17 protein-coding genes are annotated in these 16,347 nt (G+C 58.7%); 8 read left to right on the plus strand and 9 right to left on the minus strand.

The window, feature by feature from the left end; genetic code table 11:
* Positions 1-55 precede the first annotated feature (55 nt).
* The 4 genes from FHS83_RS00535 to FHS83_RS00550 form a co-directional block, all read right to left on the minus strand.
* Entirely contained in the window at positions 56-3,031 is a 2,976-nt protein-coding gene (locus tag FHS83_RS00535; protein WP_167079818.1) for a TonB-dependent receptor, read from the minus strand.
* 133 nt (positions 3,032-3,164) lie between these two features.
* Positions 3,165-4,127 carry a FecR family protein gene (locus tag FHS83_RS00540; protein WP_167079820.1) on the minus strand — a complete coding sequence of 321 codons (963 nt, stop codon included), beginning with the start codon at positions 4,125-4,127 and terminating at the stop codon, positions 3,165-3,167.
* A gap of 12 nt (positions 4,128-4,139) precedes the next feature.
* On the minus strand, positions 4,140-4,715 hold the full coding sequence (locus FHS83_RS00545) for an RNA polymerase sigma factor (protein ID WP_167079822.1): 576 nt from the start codon (positions 4,713-4,715) through the stop codon (positions 4,140-4,142).
* Between the two features lie 258 nt (positions 4,716-4,973).
* Entirely contained in the window at positions 4,974-9,296 is a 4,323-nt protein-coding gene (locus FHS83_RS00550) for a chemotaxis protein CheB (protein WP_208414157.1), read from the minus strand.
* A 290-nt stretch (positions 9,297-9,586) separates the two neighbouring features.
* Between FHS83_RS00550 and FHS83_RS00555 the strand changes: the two genes are divergently transcribed.
* The 8 genes from FHS83_RS00555 (at position 9,587) to FHS83_RS00590 (ending at position 14,185) form a co-directional block, all read left to right on the plus strand.
* A complete protein-coding gene (locus FHS83_RS00555) occupies positions 9,587-9,868 on the plus strand; it encodes a hypothetical protein (protein WP_167079826.1) in 282 nt (93 codons plus the stop codon).
* Entirely contained in the window at positions 9,868-10,470 is a 603-nt protein-coding gene (gene dps / locus FHS83_RS00560; protein ID WP_208414158.1) for a DNA starvation/stationary phase protection protein Dps, read from the plus strand. Before FHS83_RS00555 ends, dps begins: the two co-directional genes overlap by 1 nt.
* 87 nt (positions 10,471-10,557) lie before the next feature.
* On the plus strand, positions 10,558-11,133 hold the full coding sequence (locus FHS83_RS00565; protein ID WP_167079827.1) for a lipid-binding SYLF domain-containing protein: 576 nt from the start codon (positions 10,558-10,560) through the stop codon (positions 11,131-11,133).
* Between the two features lie 113 nt (positions 11,134-11,246).
* Positions 11,247-11,783, plus strand: coding sequence for a hypothetical protein (locus FHS83_RS00570; protein WP_167079829.1), 537 nt, complete (start codon positions 11,247-11,249; stop codon positions 11,781-11,783).
* Positions 11,780-12,817, plus strand: a complete 1,038-nt coding sequence (locus tag FHS83_RS00575; protein WP_167079831.1) for a zinc-dependent alcohol dehydrogenase family protein — start codon at positions 11,780-11,782, stop codon at positions 12,815-12,817. The genes FHS83_RS00570 and FHS83_RS00575 overlap by 4 nt, the downstream gene beginning before the upstream one ends.
* A 146-nt stretch (positions 12,818-12,963) precedes the next feature.
* Positions 12,964-13,149 carry a hypothetical protein gene (locus FHS83_RS00580; RefSeq protein ID WP_167079833.1) on the plus strand — a complete coding sequence of 62 codons (186 nt, stop codon included), beginning with the start codon at positions 12,964-12,966 and terminating at the stop codon, positions 13,147-13,149.
* A gap of 46 nt (positions 13,150-13,195) precedes the next feature.
* Positions 13,196-13,435: a hypothetical protein gene (locus tag FHS83_RS00585; RefSeq protein WP_167079835.1), complete on the plus strand. Its 240-nt coding sequence runs from the start codon at positions 13,196-13,198 to the stop codon at positions 13,433-13,435.
* 165 nt (positions 13,436-13,600) lie between these two features.
* Complete coding sequence (locus FHS83_RS00590; RefSeq protein ID WP_167079837.1) at positions 13,601-14,185, plus strand: PRC-barrel domain-containing protein; 585 nt, start codon at positions 13,601-13,603, stop codon at positions 14,183-14,185.
* Between the two features lie 245 nt (positions 14,186-14,430).
* Here FHS83_RS00590 and FHS83_RS00595 read toward each other — a convergent pair whose 3' ends face one another.
* The 5 genes from FHS83_RS00595 to FHS83_RS00615 all read right to left on the minus strand — a co-directional run bounded on the left by FHS83_RS00595 (position 14,431) and on the right by FHS83_RS00615 (position 15,973).
* Positions 14,431-14,805: a hypothetical protein gene (locus tag FHS83_RS00595; protein WP_167079838.1), complete on the minus strand. Its 375-nt coding sequence runs from the start codon at positions 14,803-14,805 to the stop codon at positions 14,431-14,433.
* Positions 14,806-14,911: 106 nt separating this feature from the next.
* Entirely contained in the window at positions 14,912-15,058 is a 147-nt protein-coding gene (locus FHS83_RS00600) for a hypothetical protein (protein WP_167079840.1), read from the minus strand.
* 96 nt (positions 15,059-15,154) lie between these two features.
* A complete protein-coding gene (locus tag FHS83_RS00605; RefSeq protein ID WP_167079842.1) occupies positions 15,155-15,343 on the minus strand; it encodes a hypothetical protein in 189 nt (62 codons plus the stop codon).
* A 183-nt stretch (positions 15,344-15,526) separates the two neighbouring features.
* Positions 15,527-15,709 carry a hypothetical protein gene (locus FHS83_RS00610; protein ID WP_167079843.1) on the minus strand — a complete coding sequence of 61 codons (183 nt, stop codon included), beginning with the start codon at positions 15,707-15,709 and terminating at the stop codon, positions 15,527-15,529.
* Between the two features lie 60 nt (positions 15,710-15,769).
* Positions 15,770-15,973 carry a cold-shock protein gene (locus tag FHS83_RS00615; RefSeq protein WP_167079845.1) on the minus strand — a complete coding sequence of 68 codons (204 nt, stop codon included), beginning with the start codon at positions 15,971-15,973 and terminating at the stop codon, positions 15,770-15,772.
* Positions 15,974-16,347 lie beyond the last annotated feature (374 nt).

Here is a 16,347-nt window from a genome sequence, read left to right on the forward strand (position 1 = left end):
CTTTCAGCGCGCGCGCTGATTTCACGAGAACTTCACAAAAGGAATGGAAACAACCTCAAAACCGTCCGCGTACGCCAATGTTGAAGCTGCGGCCATAGTCATGAATCTGATACAGACGTGCCGCGCGTCCCAGATAGGCCGTCTGATGCTGATTGGCGATGTTCACGCCTTCCGCGAAAATCTCAAGGCTTTCTCCCAGCCGCAAGGCCGCGCCGAAATCAAGCGTGCCGAAACCAGCAGCAATCGCGGTTTCATTGGGGTCGGTCTCCACCGTGCTCGCAATGGTGACATTAGCGTTGGAGTCGAATTTGCTGCGATAGGTATAGCTGAGATAGGCGTCGAATATTCCGCAATCGAAAAATGGCGTAATCGAATATGCGGTGCGCGAGACGCCTTGCAGACTGCCGCTCTTGGATGTGCCATCAGCAAGATGGAGCCGCACGGCATAGGAGGTGAGCATCGCGCTCAGCGCCAGACCAAAGCCGTTTTGAAGCCGGCCCGAATAGCCAAGCTCCAGCCCTGCCAAGGATGCATCGCCGATATTTTGTGGCCGGTTGACGGCGATGTCCAAATTCAGGCTACCGCCACTGCGCATATCGAAAGGCATTTGTTCGTGGCTGACATCGCCTGCGATAAAATTCGACATGCGCTTATAGAAAGCGGAAATCGTCACCGCACCGAATGATTCGAAATAGCGCTCCAGTGCGGCATCGCCATTCCAGGAGGTGATCGGCGCGAGTTTTGGGTTGCCGCCTACCGCCGTGATATCGAGGTCTGGATTTGTCAGTGCGGCCGCACCACGCTCGAAAATATCGGACGTCGTGGCGCTGCTTGGCACCGTGGCATCGCGCAAGCTCGCAAGCGATGGCCGCGTCATGGAGCGTGAACCCGCCAATCGCAACGCGAGATTCTCCGCCAAATTCGACTTTAGATTCAGGCTGGGCAGGAATTCGCTATAGGCGCTTTGCGTCACACGCGGCTCGCTCGCCATCTCCATCCCGCCTTGGGCGTTGGCGACGGCAAAAACACGGCTGCCGAAAACCTTGGTATCGGTATGCACAAACCGCAGCCCCACATTGCCGCTGAGTGGAATCCCGTCATCTCTCGCGAAATCGAGCCTCGCATAAAACGCCCGCACCTCTTCTTCCACGCGGTAGGATTGGCGAAGATCGGCAGCATTGGGCACAAGATCGCGTGCTTGCGGGGCTACCCCGTCATATTCCCCCGCCACCACAAAGGCCCGCGCGAATTTCTCGAAATTCGGTCCAACCCAAGTGGAGCGAGCGCCCCGGATGATATGCTCCATCGCGCTTTGCGGCACCCTGCCGGTGAAAAAGCTTGCATCCACCACCGCGCCCTGGCGCGGCGTGAGCATGCGGTCGCGCCGCTGGTAATCGCGATAGCGGCTCGTCCACTGCCCGCCCAGGCGTAACTCGGTGAAGGTTACCCCAGCCACAGACACATCCAGCGGACGCGCGAGATTGAAAAGCGCGGTGGCATCCTGATCCTGCGAATTTGTCGGCCGAATGCGATAGCGCTTGAACTGCGTCGCGGCGGGGTCGTTCAAATCCAACTTTGTATGCAGGGATTGGATATATCCCGCTCCTGCCGGATAACGCCCCAGATCGAAGCTGTACTCCAACCCTGCCAGATCGCCCGTCTGCGATTCAATCCGCTGCAGCGGGGTTTTGAGCTTGGAGTTGGCGCCGGACAGGCTGAGCGTTGAGGACAGTACAAATCCCCCCACAGCCCAATCCGCCCCAACGCTGAGCGCGAGATTGTCATGCACTTGTGCGGAGAATTCGGCATTGCGGTCGATGCGCCCGCCACGGATTTCCCCCGCATAAAGCACGCCATCCTTGATCCGCGCGGACCCCGGCAGCAGCGCGGCCGAGGCGTAGCTGCCCAGCCCATAGCTGACGCGGTTTTCCGCGATCTCGTTATTAAAGCGCGAATACAGCATATCCGTGCGCAGATCGAAACCGGCAGTGGGCCGCCATTGCGCGCCAAGGGAAAGGCTGAAGCGCTCGCGCTTCTCCTCTTCCACCGTCGTGCTCCAATCATCGGGCACTTGCACGCCGTCGATGCCGTCAACCTTGCGCGCTGCATAGCCGAAATTCTGGAAGCGATCGAACTTGGCCTCGCGGCGCTGCAGTGAAAGCCCGCCGGTCACGCCAAACCGCGCATCCGGCGACTTCCAACAGGCCGACACCGAGCCATTCGGCAAGACGCTGCCGACGCGCTCATCGCTGCTCGCATAGGCGCGGAATGACAAAAACGGCTCGCATTGCAGCGGGCGCAGCGTCCTGATGTCGATATTGGCGCCGATGCCGCCATCGATCAGATCCGCCGTAGGAGCCTTGGTTACGACAATCGCGCCAATCAGATCGGCGGGTAGCACGCGGAAGCGGAACTGCCGCCCGGATTGATCCGAATTGCGCACATTCTCATTCACCGCCAGCGGCACGCCATTAAAGGTGACCGATTGAAAATTCGGCCCCAGCCCGCGCACACCAATGAATTCGCCCTCGCCCGCCTCCCGCGAGATCGTCACGCCCACCAGATGCTGCAAGGCTTCGGCGGCATTCACCGCGGGCAATTTACCGATATCGGCGGCAACCAGCGCATCGGCAATACTGGCCGCGTTCTGTTTTATATCTAACGAGCGCGCCAACCCGCCCGAGATAGTACCATAGACGGTCACGATCTCTCCTGCCACCTCCAGCGGAGCCTCTTTGGCAGCGAGCGCATGCGTGATGATGAAGGCGCCGCTCGCATCAAGCCGCGCCGAAAGCCCCGCGCCTGTCAGCATTTGATCCAACGCGGCAGCGGCGCTCAATCGGCCTTGGACTGGGCTGGAACGCTTGTCATGCACTAACCCCGCGGGCGCCAGGATCGGCACATTGGCCTGTTCGGAAAGCGCCGCGATGGCATCGGCGAGCGGCAACGCGGGAATGTTGAAATCTTCGGCGCGCGCGCCCGCGGCCAAGGCGAAAACCGCCGAGACCACAGCGAAAACCGTCCCCGGCACCGCGCACTTCAAAACAAACTACCCCGCCGTAATCTGCGCGCACCACCCGCGCGCAACACCTTGAAACGGCAGGTATACAGGCGGATTCCATCGCTTTCTTAACACTCGCCAACCTAAGCCAGCCGGATCGCGCTTAGTTCTTGGCGCGCAAAATCACGCCACCCTGACTTTTTTCGAGGCGAATGGGCTGGCTGGCGGCAAGCCCGGCTAGAACTTGCTCACTCTGATCGGCCCGGAAGGCCGCCGTCACCCTGAGCGCCCCCGCTTTGGGGTCGAGGATTTTGACCGGCAGCGCGCGATAGCGGTTCATGTCGGCCACCACATCGGCCAGTGCCGCATCACGATAGACAAGCCGCCCCTGACGCCACGCCAAAAGGTCTTTCTCCGCGAAAGCGGCGATTTTCGTCAGGCTGCCATCTTCATGGATCACGATCTGCTCGCCCGCGCCCAGGCTCGCGACATAGGCCGGCGCCGCGTTTACGCCCACCGCCACACGCCCGCGCGTTACCGAAAGCCGCACCCCACTCGGCCCTTTCCAGACCTCAAAAGCGGTGCCGAGCACATGCAGGCTGGCATTACCCGCTGTCACCGTCAGTGGACGCGCGGCATCATGGGCGATATCGAAATAAGCCCGGCCATGGTCCAGCGTAATCGCGCGCGCGGTCTTGCTGAAGTTGGCCGCCATCGCGCTATCGGCACCCAGCGCCACCGTACTGCCGTCCGGCAGGTTCACCGTACGGAGTTTTCCGATTTCAGAGGCATAAGCGAGCCCGGCCTCGTTCCCGGTCGTAGAGGCCTTCCACGCCACGCCCAGCCCCAGGCACAGCAGCAGGCTCGCCGCCAAAGCCGCGGGCACGAACCAGCGCTGCCGCGCCCCCACTTTGCGGCGTATCTCCACATCCAGCGCCTCGGATAAGGGCAGATCGCGCCACGCCTGCTCCAACTGGCGATAGGCGCGCGCATGCGCGCTCGATGCCGAAAGCCAAGCATGAAAGCCCGCCTGATCGGCCTTGCCCGCATAGACCGCCATCAGCCAGTCCCGGGCTTCCGCCTCGATTTGGCGTTTGGCGCTTAAGCTTTGATCCTGCTCTGCCATAGCTCTTCTAGGTTATTCCTCTCCCGAAGCCATCGCCTGCTGCAAAACGGCCAGCGCGGCGTTGAGCTGACGACTGATATCAGCTTGGCTCCATCCTGTTTCTTCCCCGATTTGGGCATAGGTCTCGCCCCGAAACCGGCTGCGCACCAGGATTTCCTTTTGCTTGTCTGTCAGGCGCGACATGGCTTTTTCCACAATCGCCATGCGCTCCCGTATGGAATAGACATCTTCGGGCGTGTTTTCTTCCACCACCGGCTCGCAGGCTTCCACCAACTCGCGCTCGACAAAGCGCCGCGCGGTGCGGATGCGGTCAATGGCGTTGAGCCCAAGATTGGTCGCGATACGGATCAGAAAGGCGCGCGGATGCAAAATGCGCTCGTGATCCTCAAGCTGGGCGAATTTTTCGAAGGCGGCTTGGGCCAGATCTTCCGGCTCCGGCGGGCCATTACCGTAAATCCGGCGCAAGCTGCGGCAGATATCGCGCCAATGCGCGCGATAAAGCCGTTCAATCACCACCGGCGGCGCGGAGGAACGGGAAGCAACGACAGGCTTCGCCTCGCCGTCTTCGCTCTCCTCCGCCAACGCCATCGTAACCCGCACGAGCTGCCGCGCGATCCCTGCTGACCGCCGCCGCAGCAGCTATGGGGTGCAGAGGGAGCTTATGCAAGATGTTCACAATACTGTCATATCAAAGCGCGCGCGAGGAATGGCTGGGTTTCGGCTATGTCGCTGCATAACGAAGGTCCCGCCAATCTGGCCGTTCCCACACACAATTTGGCGATAAAAAGCTCTTGGTGACTCCGAGCCCGACGACACAGTACACCTAGATAGCTTTTCTTGCTCCCGTCAATTTCCACCATCAGCAGCCTCGCTGGCGGAGGCCGCAGCGACTGCAAGCCGTGCCAACGCTGGAAGCGATTTCACACCCGTCTTCTTCATGATCGCAGCGCGATGATTTTCCACTGTGCGCTGGCTGACGCCGAGGTCCGCGGCGATATTCTTGCTGGGGTGGCCAGCAAGAACCATCTCCATAACTTGGCGTTGGCGCGGAGTAAGCCCCTCCAGGTGATGGGCCGCCTCCTCTCGCCACTCCGAAAGCTTTGATGTGTCCTTCCACTGCTCCAGGGCGCGCCGGACACTGACAACGAGATCGACGGCGCTGACCGGCTTTTCGAGAAAGTCCAGCGCACCCGCCTTCATGGCTTTCACCGCAATCGGTACATCGCTGTGGCCGGTAATCATGATCGCGGGAAGCCGATGCCCCACGCGATGCAGCCTGTCCAGCAACTCAAGCCCGCTGAGCCCAGGAAGATAGGCATCGATGAGAAGACAGCCTTCGCGGGCGGGGCGATAGGTGCCAAGAAACTCCTCCGCGTCAGCATAATCCTCAACCGCCAAGCCCTCCCCTTCGAAGGTTGTGCGAACCCCATCGCGAATGTCGGCGTCATCATCGATAACATAGACGACCGGCTTTTCAGGCGCACTCGGCACCGCCGTCTCTTGCACACCAAGGGGATGCGCCTCAGCCGCGGGCAAAAGCCGCCGGATGGCCGCCATCAATTCTTTGAGCTTCACCGGCTTATTGAGGTGCAGGCAGTTGCGTTCTGCGATATCGCGCAATGCGCCCGTCGACGTGTCGCCCGTGAGAATGATAACAGGAACTTCGCGCCGCAGCTTCTCGCGCAATTTCGCGGACGCTTGAAGCCCGTTCAAGCGGTTGGGAAGATTGAAATCGGCCAGGACGAGGTCAGGCTTGACCACACCGCGCTCAACAAGATCAAGCGCAGCGGCCCCGTCGCAAACTGCAGCCGTGACGAAACCCTCGTCCTGAATCGTCAGATCGAGCAGCTCACGAACCTCAGGATCGTCTTCAATCACCAAGACCGTACCGGAACGACCTCTGCCGTCGGCGATTGGACTGTCCATCGCAGGCCAAGCAAGATGGGGTTGCGCGATCTTCTCGACACCTGGAAGATCGAGTTCGATGCAGAACACAGAGCCCCTGCCTGGCCGGGATTGAACGCGCACCCGGTGACCCAGCAAGGCCGCCAGCCGCTGCACGATGGATAAGCCAAGCCCCAGGCCACGGCTGCGTTCGCGCGCATCGTTGTCCAGTTGATGATATTCCACAAAGATCGCTTGAAGCTCTTCTTGAGGAATACCAATTCCGGTATCCCAAATCTGGATACTGAGCTTGCCCCGCTGCCGTCTGCAGCCGAGCAGAATCTTGCCGCGTGCCGTGAATTTCATCGCGTTCGCCAGCAGGTTACGGATCATCTGCTCGAGGAGGCGCGGATCGGTGTAGATCGACAGATCACAGGGAATAACACGCAGCGTTAATCCCTTGGCCTGCGCGTGATAGGAAAATTCGTCCCGCAGACGCTCGAACAGATCGTTGACCTTAAATGTGCTCGGCTCTGCCTGAACCGTTCCGGCATCAATCTGGTTGATATCGAGCAATGTGTTCAGCATGTCCGACATTGCCGTCAGCGTGTCGTCGAAGCGATCAATCAGCTTTTGTGCTTTGGGTCCATCCACCGCTTTAGCCAAAAGCCCCTGAAGCAAAGCGAGCGTCTGAAGCGGCTGGCGCAAATCATGGCTGGCAACCGCGAGGAAGCGGGACTTGGCGATACTGGCCTGCTCTGCTTGGGCTTTGGCTGCCAACAACGCCTCCGCCACCTGGCGGCGCTCGGTCGAGTCGACAAAGGTGATGATGACACCTTCCACCACATCGTCCTTGGTGCGGTACGGCAGCACACGGCGAACATACCAGGCGCCGCTCTGCGCTTCGATCTCGCGTTCGATCGGCTCGAAGGTCTTCAGCACGGTTTGCGCATCGCTTATGAGCGCGCTATCGACTGCCACCGAACTCAAATCGGCGAGCGGCCGCCCGACATCGCCGGGAAGAACGCGGAACAGAAGCTTGGTGGCCGGCGTGAAGAAACGAATGGCGAGCTCGGTGTCGAGGAATAGCGTTGCGACATTGGTGCTGTAGAGGACGTTCTGCAGGTCGTCCGAGGTACGCCGCTGAAGTTCCAACGTTTCTTGAAGCTGGGTATTGAGGGCCGTCAGCTCCTCATTGAGCGATTGCAGCTCCTCCTTGGAGGCCAGCAACTCCTCATTTGTCGATTGGAATTCCTCGTTGACCGACAAGGCTTCTTCGTTGATGGCGTTCTGTTCCTGAACCGAAAGCTCCAGGTTTCGAACGGCGCCCTCGAGCTCCTTTCGCGCCGCCCGAAGCTCACTCTCCAGCTCTGCAACCCGCGAAGCATCCTTGGCCGCAACCCGTGCCCCCGGCTTGCGCGTCTCCTTGGGTTCATCAACGAAACAGATCAGCAGCAGCTTTTCGGCCTCGTAGGTAATCGGGCGCACAACGATATTAAAAGCGGGTAGCCCGGCGCGCAGCCCTCCTCCGGCGACCATAATCAGGGTGTTTTCCTGAAAGGCCTGCTTGACGGCAGACCGCAGCTTGGCGCGCAAGTCGGCACGCGTCATGGCGAAGAGATCGAGGGTCGGAAACCCCGGCGCCATCTGCATGTACCTGTCAACAGGTCCAAGCGAATAGAGGCATTCGAATTTTTCGTTGATCAACACAGCCGCCGGTGCATAGGCGTCCATCACCGCCCGCCGGCATAATTCGGCGATCGCGACTTGACGCGACACGACAGGTTTATGCCAAGGCGTCACAGACAGGCGCGTGTGGTAATCGAAGGTCCGATCCGCAGGAGACGCTTCCGGCTGGCTTCGACCGATATGCCTGTAAACGCGCTCCGCCTCGGAGACGATTGTGTAGTAGCCACTCTCGGTGGCAGCGGATTCCGACCCACCGAGCAGAAGAATGCCGCCATCGCGCAGGGCGAAATGGAACCGCGCCAAGGCTCGCTTCTGGGCATCCGGCCCCAGATAGATGAGAAGGTTGCGGCACGAAACCATGTCCAGGCGCGAAAACGGCGGGTCGGAAAGCACGTCCTGCACAGTGAAAACAACAGCCGCGCGCAGATCAGGCGATACACGATAGCCGCGCCCCTCCTTCACAAAAAAGCGGGAGAGACGTTCCGGTGAAATTTCGGCGCTAATGGTGCCTGGATAGAGCGCATCGCGCGCGGTGGTGATCGCGTCGGGATCGATATCGGATGCAAAGATCTGAAGCCGGATCTCCCGCTTTGCCGCGGTGATCTGCTCGCAAAACAGAATAGCGAGCGAATAGGCTTCTTCGCCCGAACTGCATCCCGCAACCCAGACACGCAAAGGCCGGTCTACTGGATGATTTTTGATCAGGTCAGGAATGATTTTTTCCGCCAGCAGATCGAATACCTTGGGATCACGGAAGAAACTCGTGACGTTGATCAGCAAGTCCTTGGCAAGAAGGTCCAGCTCTTTGATGTCCCTGCGCAGCAGATCGACATAGCGGCCAATCTCGCCGCTACCGCCAACCGTCATTCCCATACGGCGATCAATGCGCCGCCGCAATGTGCCGGGCTTATATAGCGAGAAATCATGCGCGGTCTTGGTGCGCAAAAGCTCGATGATCTCCGGCAACCTGTCGTCGGTGTCTTCCTGCGCGGCGGCCTGCGCCTGCGGGCGTGCCCCAAGCCCCTTCGCATATCTGATGAGCGCGCCAGGGATTCTCTCCACGGCAAGCACGACGTTCACGTCCCCCGTGGCAATGGCATTGGTTGGCATTCCGTCATAGCCAGCATCGCCGGGGTCTTGCGCTATCACGTATCCGCCATTTTCCCGGATCGACCTCAATCCAAGGCTGCCGTCAGAACCCGTTCCCGACAGAACCACGCACATAGCGCGCCTGCCGCAATCGCGCGCCAGAGAGTGCAGAAGGTAATCGAAAGGCAGCCTTGCGCCTTGCCGCGGCTTAGGTTGCGTGAGCTGCAAGCTACCGTTGGCAACCGCGAGATATGTACCGGGGGGAATGACATAAACATGATCACGCTCGATCGGCATCCCATCCACCGCCTGCTGAATGGTCATGGCGGTGTTGCCGACCAACAGATCCACGATCATGCTTTCGTGGGTGGGGTCGAGGTGCTGCACAAGAATAAAAGCCATGCCGGTGTCAACCGGCAGCGCGCCGAGGAATTTTCGGAAAGCTTCGAGCCCCCCCGCCGACGCGCCGATCGCCGCCACCGGAAAATCGCCGGAAGTGGGACGCACAGGTCTTATTGGGCGAGGTTTCGATCGCGCACTGGCCTGTTTGGCCTTTTGCGGACGACTCTTAGGCATCAGGTATGTCTCGAAAAGCTGCTTCCAAAAACGAAGCGATGTCTAACGTTATCAGGTCTTTGCGGCCACCGCGATGCTAGCGGGCGATCTAAGCCGCCACTCTGAGTAGATTCCGAACCTTTCAGCTCTTTACCATGGCGTGCAGCCTGTCAACACCTGTGCTGAACGGATCGCATCGCTTTGCCGTTGCGGCACTTTCGCCGGGCTGAGGGAGGAAGTCATTGTTCAGAGCAAATTTCGAAAGTGCCGCAGAACGGGCCTGGAAGCATCATTTCGCACAGACCCTTTTCGAGGCATTTTGCGCAAGCGGGATGGAACGGGCCTTGGCGATTGAAGATGCCTACGCCCATGCCGATGCCCAGTATTTGGTCCGCGGATTAAAAAGCCCCGAAGATGAGGCAAGATCATCATTGCTCTGGATACGGGACGAAGAAGCGGGATTGCACGCGACCGGCACGGACACCACCACACAATCCCAAAGTAATGGCACGCACCCAAAGTAATGGCACGCATCATATCGACGCCTGGAAGCGAATCCGACGGATTTACGGACCAGATGAGTGTGCCTAAAGCGATTGGTAACATAATGATACGCCCCACGCGTAACACCCTTTCTGAGAACATTCGAACACAGTCCGTCGACCTCTTAAACAAGCATCTCGCGGCAGTGATCGACCTTCAGTCTCAAGCAAAGCAAGCCCATTGGAATGTGCAGGGCCCGAACTTCATTGCCATTCACAACTTGTTCGACACCGTCTCTGGGGAGGCTGGAAACTACGCAGATCTGATCGCGGAGCGGACACGGGGGCTGGGTGGCATAGCGGAAGGAACCATCCATTTGGCCGTAAGGCGGTCATTCCTCGTGCCGTATGGCCTCGATATCTCGGACGAGCAGGAACATGTCTGCGGGATTTCGGCAGCGCTCGCCGCCTTCGGCCAGTCTGTACGCGAAGCCAGCGATCAGTCAGCTGATTTCGGCGACACCTCCACGGCAGATCTGTTCACCGAGATTTCACGCGGCATCGACCATCAACTATGGCTCGTCGAGTCTCACGCTGAGCCGGGATATATTACTCCCCACAGGCTGAGTAGATTCCGATCCTGAGCAGCGCAGCCCAACTGGGCTAGGTTCGCGATCAGTTGGAAGGCCGCCCCGCTCGCGGCCCCATACTGCTAAAACAGGATCAAAGAAATGATGAACTTCCGAACAGCCCTACTTGCCACATCGCTCGCCACGGCGTCATTGATGACGGTAGGCATGACAGCTCCCGCCTCCGCGGCGTCGGAAGCCAATCTCAACTCAGATTCCGCACAGGCGCTTCAGACGCTGTACAAACTGCACCCCTTAGCAGAACGGCTCTCCCACAGCGCCAAGGCCATCCTCATTTTTCCGAATGTCGTCAAGGCCGGATTGATCTTTGGCGGCGCCTATGGCGAAGGCGAGCTGCTGCGGGGATCCAAGGTGGAAGGCTATTACAACACCGTCACCGGCTCTTGGGGGCTTCAGGCAGGCGCCCAGTCCTATTCCTACGTCGTATTTCTGACCAGCAACAAGGCGCTGCGCTACATCCACCAATCGCGCGGCTGGGAAATCGGCGTCGGACCGACGGTAGTGGTTGTCGACGAAGGCCTTGCGAAAAATCTATCGAGTTCAACGCTGAAAGACGATGCCTATGCTTTCATTTTCGGCCAGCAAGGTTTGATGGCCGGCGTCAGCCTGGAAGGCACGAAAATCTCCCGCATCAAACAGAAGACGGCCGGAAATTAACCTCCGGCGAGGCCATCGGGTTCACCGCCTTGCGCGCCTGAACGCGGGCGGGTGCCGCCGATCATCGGTACTCCTTGCATTTGCGGACGAGCAACCACCGGCGAAGGTGCACTATGACCGAAATCACGCTAGCTGCTAAGATCCCTGGTAGCCGAACGGAATTCGCCACCTTCCTGTATGCGGACATCGGGACTGAAAAGAACGGATCCGTACTCACCGTGCTTTCCGCCATGGCACGGATGAACCTCGATCCCTGGCGAGAGGCCGCAACTCTTGCCGAATTACCTGCAAAGAAGGCGGTGAAAAGGCTCACCGACTTGATCGCTTCGCTGCCCGAAAATGCATCCCCAGCCGCCGAGCAGGAAGCGACTGCCGAACGCTTGGTCAAGCTTCTTCCCCGTCAAGGCCTTCTCGACACGCTGCCGGCGTCTCAAGGGCACACCAACATTCCGCCCTATCTGCAGGGCGTCGCCGAAATGTGGTCGTCAAAGGCCCCCGTTTATATTCTCATCCTGTTGATCGCTCTAACACTCGCAGCCGGATGGTTCGTAGCGGACACACCTGCGTCCATCCAGGTCCGCCCGACGGCATCCGAAACAGCCGCAAAGCCAACCCTGCCCGCCGCGACATCGAAAGACCAAAAACAATGAAAGCGCTTCTCTATCTGGGGCCGGGACGGAAATCCTTAGAAGAGCGCCCGAAGCCGGATGTCGTGGCGCCCACCGATGCCGTCGTAAAGATCACCAAGACGACCATTTGCGGCACGGATCTGCATATCCTGAAAGGCGATGTCGCCAGTTGCATGCCTGGCCGTATTCTGGGGCATGAAGGCGTCGGCATCGTCGATAAAATCGGACCAGGCGTCACCGGTTTCAAACCGGGCGATCACGTCCTGATTTCCTGCATCAGCGCCTGCGGGCGCTGTGTGTATTGCCGGAAGCAGATGTACTCGCATTGCATAAGCGGCGGCTGGATCCTCGGCAATACCATCGACGGCACCCAGGCCGAATTCGTCCGCATTCCGCATGCCGATACGAGCCTCTATCCCATTCCCGCGGGAGCAGACGAAGAAGCCTTGGTCATGCTGAGCGACATCCTGCCAACCGGCTTTGAATGCGGCGTGCTCAACGGCAAGATTCAACCCGGAAGCACCGTAGCCATCGTGGGCGCCGGACCGATCGGCCTTGCCACGCTGCTTACGGCACAATTCTATTCACCGGCCAAGCTGATCGTGATCGACCTCGATAGCAATCGTCTGGACGTCGCCAAGCGGCTGGGCGCGACCGACACCATCAACAGCTCTTTTGGAAAAGCCTCCGAAGCCGTCAAGGAGATGACGAGCGGTCTAGGGGTCGACACCGCCATTGAGGCGGTCGGCATTCCCGCGACCTTCGAGCTATGCCAGGAGATCATTGCCCCTGGCGGCACCATCGCTAATGTTGGTGTCCATGGAACGAAAGTCGATCTTCACCTGGAAACACTGTGGGATCGCAATATCACCATCACGACACGGCTGGTCGATACCATCAGCACGCCGATGCTGCTGAAGACCGTCGGGGCTCGTAAGATTGACCCCAAACGCCTCATCACCCACCGCTTCAAGTTCGATCATATTCTGGAGGCGTATGACACCTTCACGCATGCGGCCGATAACCGGGCCCTGAAAGTTATCATCGAGGCCTGACGTAGCGCCGCTCGCCTCCCCTCTGTGTACATTCCGAACCTGTCGGCAGTGAAGCGCGGCCTGTATATCTGGCGGCGCTAAAGATCTGTTGCGCAGATCTTGGGGAAGCTGCGCCCGACGCGCACATCATCCAAAGGAGAATGGATATGGGACCAGAAACCAGCAAGCAGGCAGAGACCGGAGCACGGGCCGAAGAAATGGCCCGATATGGCATAACCTGCATTCCAATCGATAATTTCTACTACCGGCAATTTCACTATACGAGCCTGAAAGACGCGGTTGCTCAGGCCATGCGTGACAAGGCGCAGGCGCAGCAATCGCCTGCCGATTGACGGCTCTTCCCTGCCGCGTCCGGCGCATCCTTTTGTGGAGGTCTTCGTGAGCTATACCATCACCTTTCGCCGTCCAGAATTGTGGCATGTGCTGACCACCATGACCGTTCCCTCGCAAGCGGATACTCTTGCCCAAATCCACCGCTTGGAAGATCTCGGCTACAAGATCATCACCGTGATCCCGCCACTTGACGTCCATCGCTCGCCGCAAGATCCGGGCTCACGCATGCCTGCATCCATCGGCCTGCGCGAAGCCAAAACCTCTATCCGGCACAGGATTGAGTAGTTTCCGATTCTGCCTAAAACTGCGCGATAGTGACATCCTTGGCTCCGCCTGATCGCCGCCCGGCCGCTATGGTTCGCGCGAGAAGGCCATCCGGTGTGCGGCGAAAGCACTGCCACCGCCTCCCAGAGAAAAGGAAACTCAGCCATGATGTCCGCAAGAGCTCTTATGTTTGCGCGTCCCCTCCCCGTCAGCTTCGCATTTTTCCTCTCGCTCGCCGCCCCCGCCGCCGCCCAGCCCGTTTCTACCCCCGCTGAACAAACGCAGACGCAGCAGCTCAATCAAAACATCACCGATGCCAACAGAGCCGCAGATGCGAAAAAAGCCGAGAACAATGCGCTCTATCAACAACAGCAGGCCCGCTATCAGGAGCAGCTTACGGTCTATAAAGCGGGCCAGAAGAACTATCAGGAACGTGCCGCGATCTATCTGGCGGCGCGCGATCGCTACATTGCTGGGCACGCCCAATATCAGCGGGCAACCTGGCCGGCGCGCTACCAGCAAAGCCTTATCGTCGATACCAACGATTTGTTGGGGGCACGAGTCCGCACGTCTAACGGCCGTACAGTCGGTCAGGTGGCGGAAATAGCCTTACTTGACGGTCGCGTCGACGCGCTGCGCGTCACACTCGACAATAGGCGTGGCGATGTATGGGTCGACTCCGGCGATCTGCGATTTGATGCAGACAAGAAGGTTGTCATGACGAACCTGAACCGCCGGGATTTGTATATCATGACGCAAGAGACTTACTAAACCAAGGGCCTGCCCACGCCGCTGACAAAGAAAAGCCGCCGACCTAAGGGGGCTTGGTGTCGGCGGCCGAGGGGAAGGCCCAACCGTTGTGCGTGTCAAAAAGACGGTGGCACATCGATCGTCTGATTGGTTACTGGGCCTTTTTGTATCCTAGCGGACGCATATTACGCCGGGGAGCTTCGGAAACTACTCATACGGCACCTTCGCGAAACTGCCGCGACATAACTCGAAAGTCCGCGCCCGAACTAGACTTTCGCTTTCTTTGGCTTGTGCCCAACCAACCCCAGGATAACGCCGGTCAGCGCACCAGCCCCAGCTGCCAGGGCGAGCGCCGCAATTGGTTGGGAGCGTATCGAGCTTCGTGCAGATTTGAGATTGCTGTCGGTCCAAGCTTCCACATCATTGGAAGCTTGCGTGGCTGTGTCTTCGGCATAACGGTAGGCCCGGCGAGCCACGTCTTCAGCCTTGTGCAAGGCATCGTGCACCCGAGCATCTGCAATGCCTTCAACATCTCCTGCTAAGGTCTTTATATCGGTCCCCAGCGTTTCGATTTCGGCGCGCAACGTGCTGAGATGGGCGCGCTCATTCTTCGTGCCGTTCGGGTTTGAATATTCTGCCATTTTAGTGGAGGCCTTTCATGCCGGCATAAAACGCCGTAGCTCAGGCATAATCGCATACCCCCCAACCCGGCGAGGAGCTTCGGAATATACTCAGCGATTTCTGCGTTCAGACCTCGATGAAGCGGAAACGATTGACGGTGGAAAGCATTGTCGCCTCATCCGCCCGCGCCTCATCCTCGCCCGCTTTGATCCCGTAACGGGAATCAAACTTGAGCACGATCGTACGTGCTTCCCGGCCGATCACCGTTGCCAAAAGCCATTGCCTGCGACCTGGGACCCAGGTGGCCCATTTCTGTCCAATCACAACATTTAAGGGCATACTCCGGCCTCTCCAAACACTGGCCCGCGCTCAGGATGAGGTGGTGCCTGCCGCGCGATGCGCATAGATTTCATCCCACGTCGCCTCTTTCGGCAGCCCCTCCTTTGCGGCACATTCCTCGCGAACATCTTCGGAAGCGCAGAAGGCGCGAAGCTCGTGCCTGATCTGGACCGTTGACGGGATCGGAAGGCGCCTGCCAAAGCGGATAATCTTGTTCATCTGAGCCTCTCGCTTTCACCGCCTTTAGCGGATCAGCACCACATATTGAAAACCCATCAATCCGACGAGTACCGCTGCGACAGCAAATACGCGCCAATTGAGACCGCGGAGAAACTCCGGCATAAACCAACCTCACTTCGACGCATTTTTGCACATCACATTGCCGGCCGGGATTAGAGCCGTTCAGCTACCTATGGCTTTTGCGAAACCTTCCATCCAGCGGGAGCGTTCGGGTTCGGCGCCGTAGGGATTGAGCGCAGCCATGCTGTCCTTTTTTAAGCCCGCGGTTTGTTCTTCCGACAATAATTGCGCCTTGTTCCAGCCTTCGGCGTAGATCCGGCTCAGACGATAGTTGGCCATATCCATGAGCATACTCCTTGAAAAGCAGAAGCGACGGGGAGATTTCTCTCCATCGCTGATGTTTCGTTAGGCGGGCTGAATGTTGACGGCTTTGGGGCCTCTGACATCGGATTCAACCTCGTAGGAAACGCGCTGACCTTCAGCCAGAACGCGCATGCCAGATGTTGCCAGCGCGCTCGAGTGAACGAACACGTCCTTACCGCCACCTTCAGGTGCGATAAAGCCAAAGCCCTTGCTCGCGTTGAAGAACTTCACGATGCCGATGGTCATGATTTATCCAGATACGTCGAGTTGCACTCAAGCCATTGCTTGAGCGGCGAGAAACGAAGCAATCAGCCTGAAAGTTCTTCTGTTTCTGCCGGATTTGCGCGGTGCAAGCCGGGAGCACGAAAGTGCGATTCATCTGACGGGGACGCCGCCGCCTATCGGATGTAGGCTTGCAATACGCCTATTACAAGGCAGCAATACCTGGAGCCTTGGGGGATTAACTGACGACTAGCCACTAAGTTTGTCTTAGCCCGCATCCTGTAGGGGCAACAAGTATAAGAAATAAACAAAATTCCATTCGACGGATAATAAGGTGCTATAGTCCGTTTAACAGATCTCGCTGTATTCCCGGGCTACTCAGAGCTTGGCGACGAGAA

The organism is Rhizomicrobium palustre, assembly GCF_011761565.1.
GTDB classification, from domain to species: Bacteria; Pseudomonadota; Alphaproteobacteria; order Micropepsales; family Micropepsaceae; genus Rhizomicrobium; species Rhizomicrobium palustre.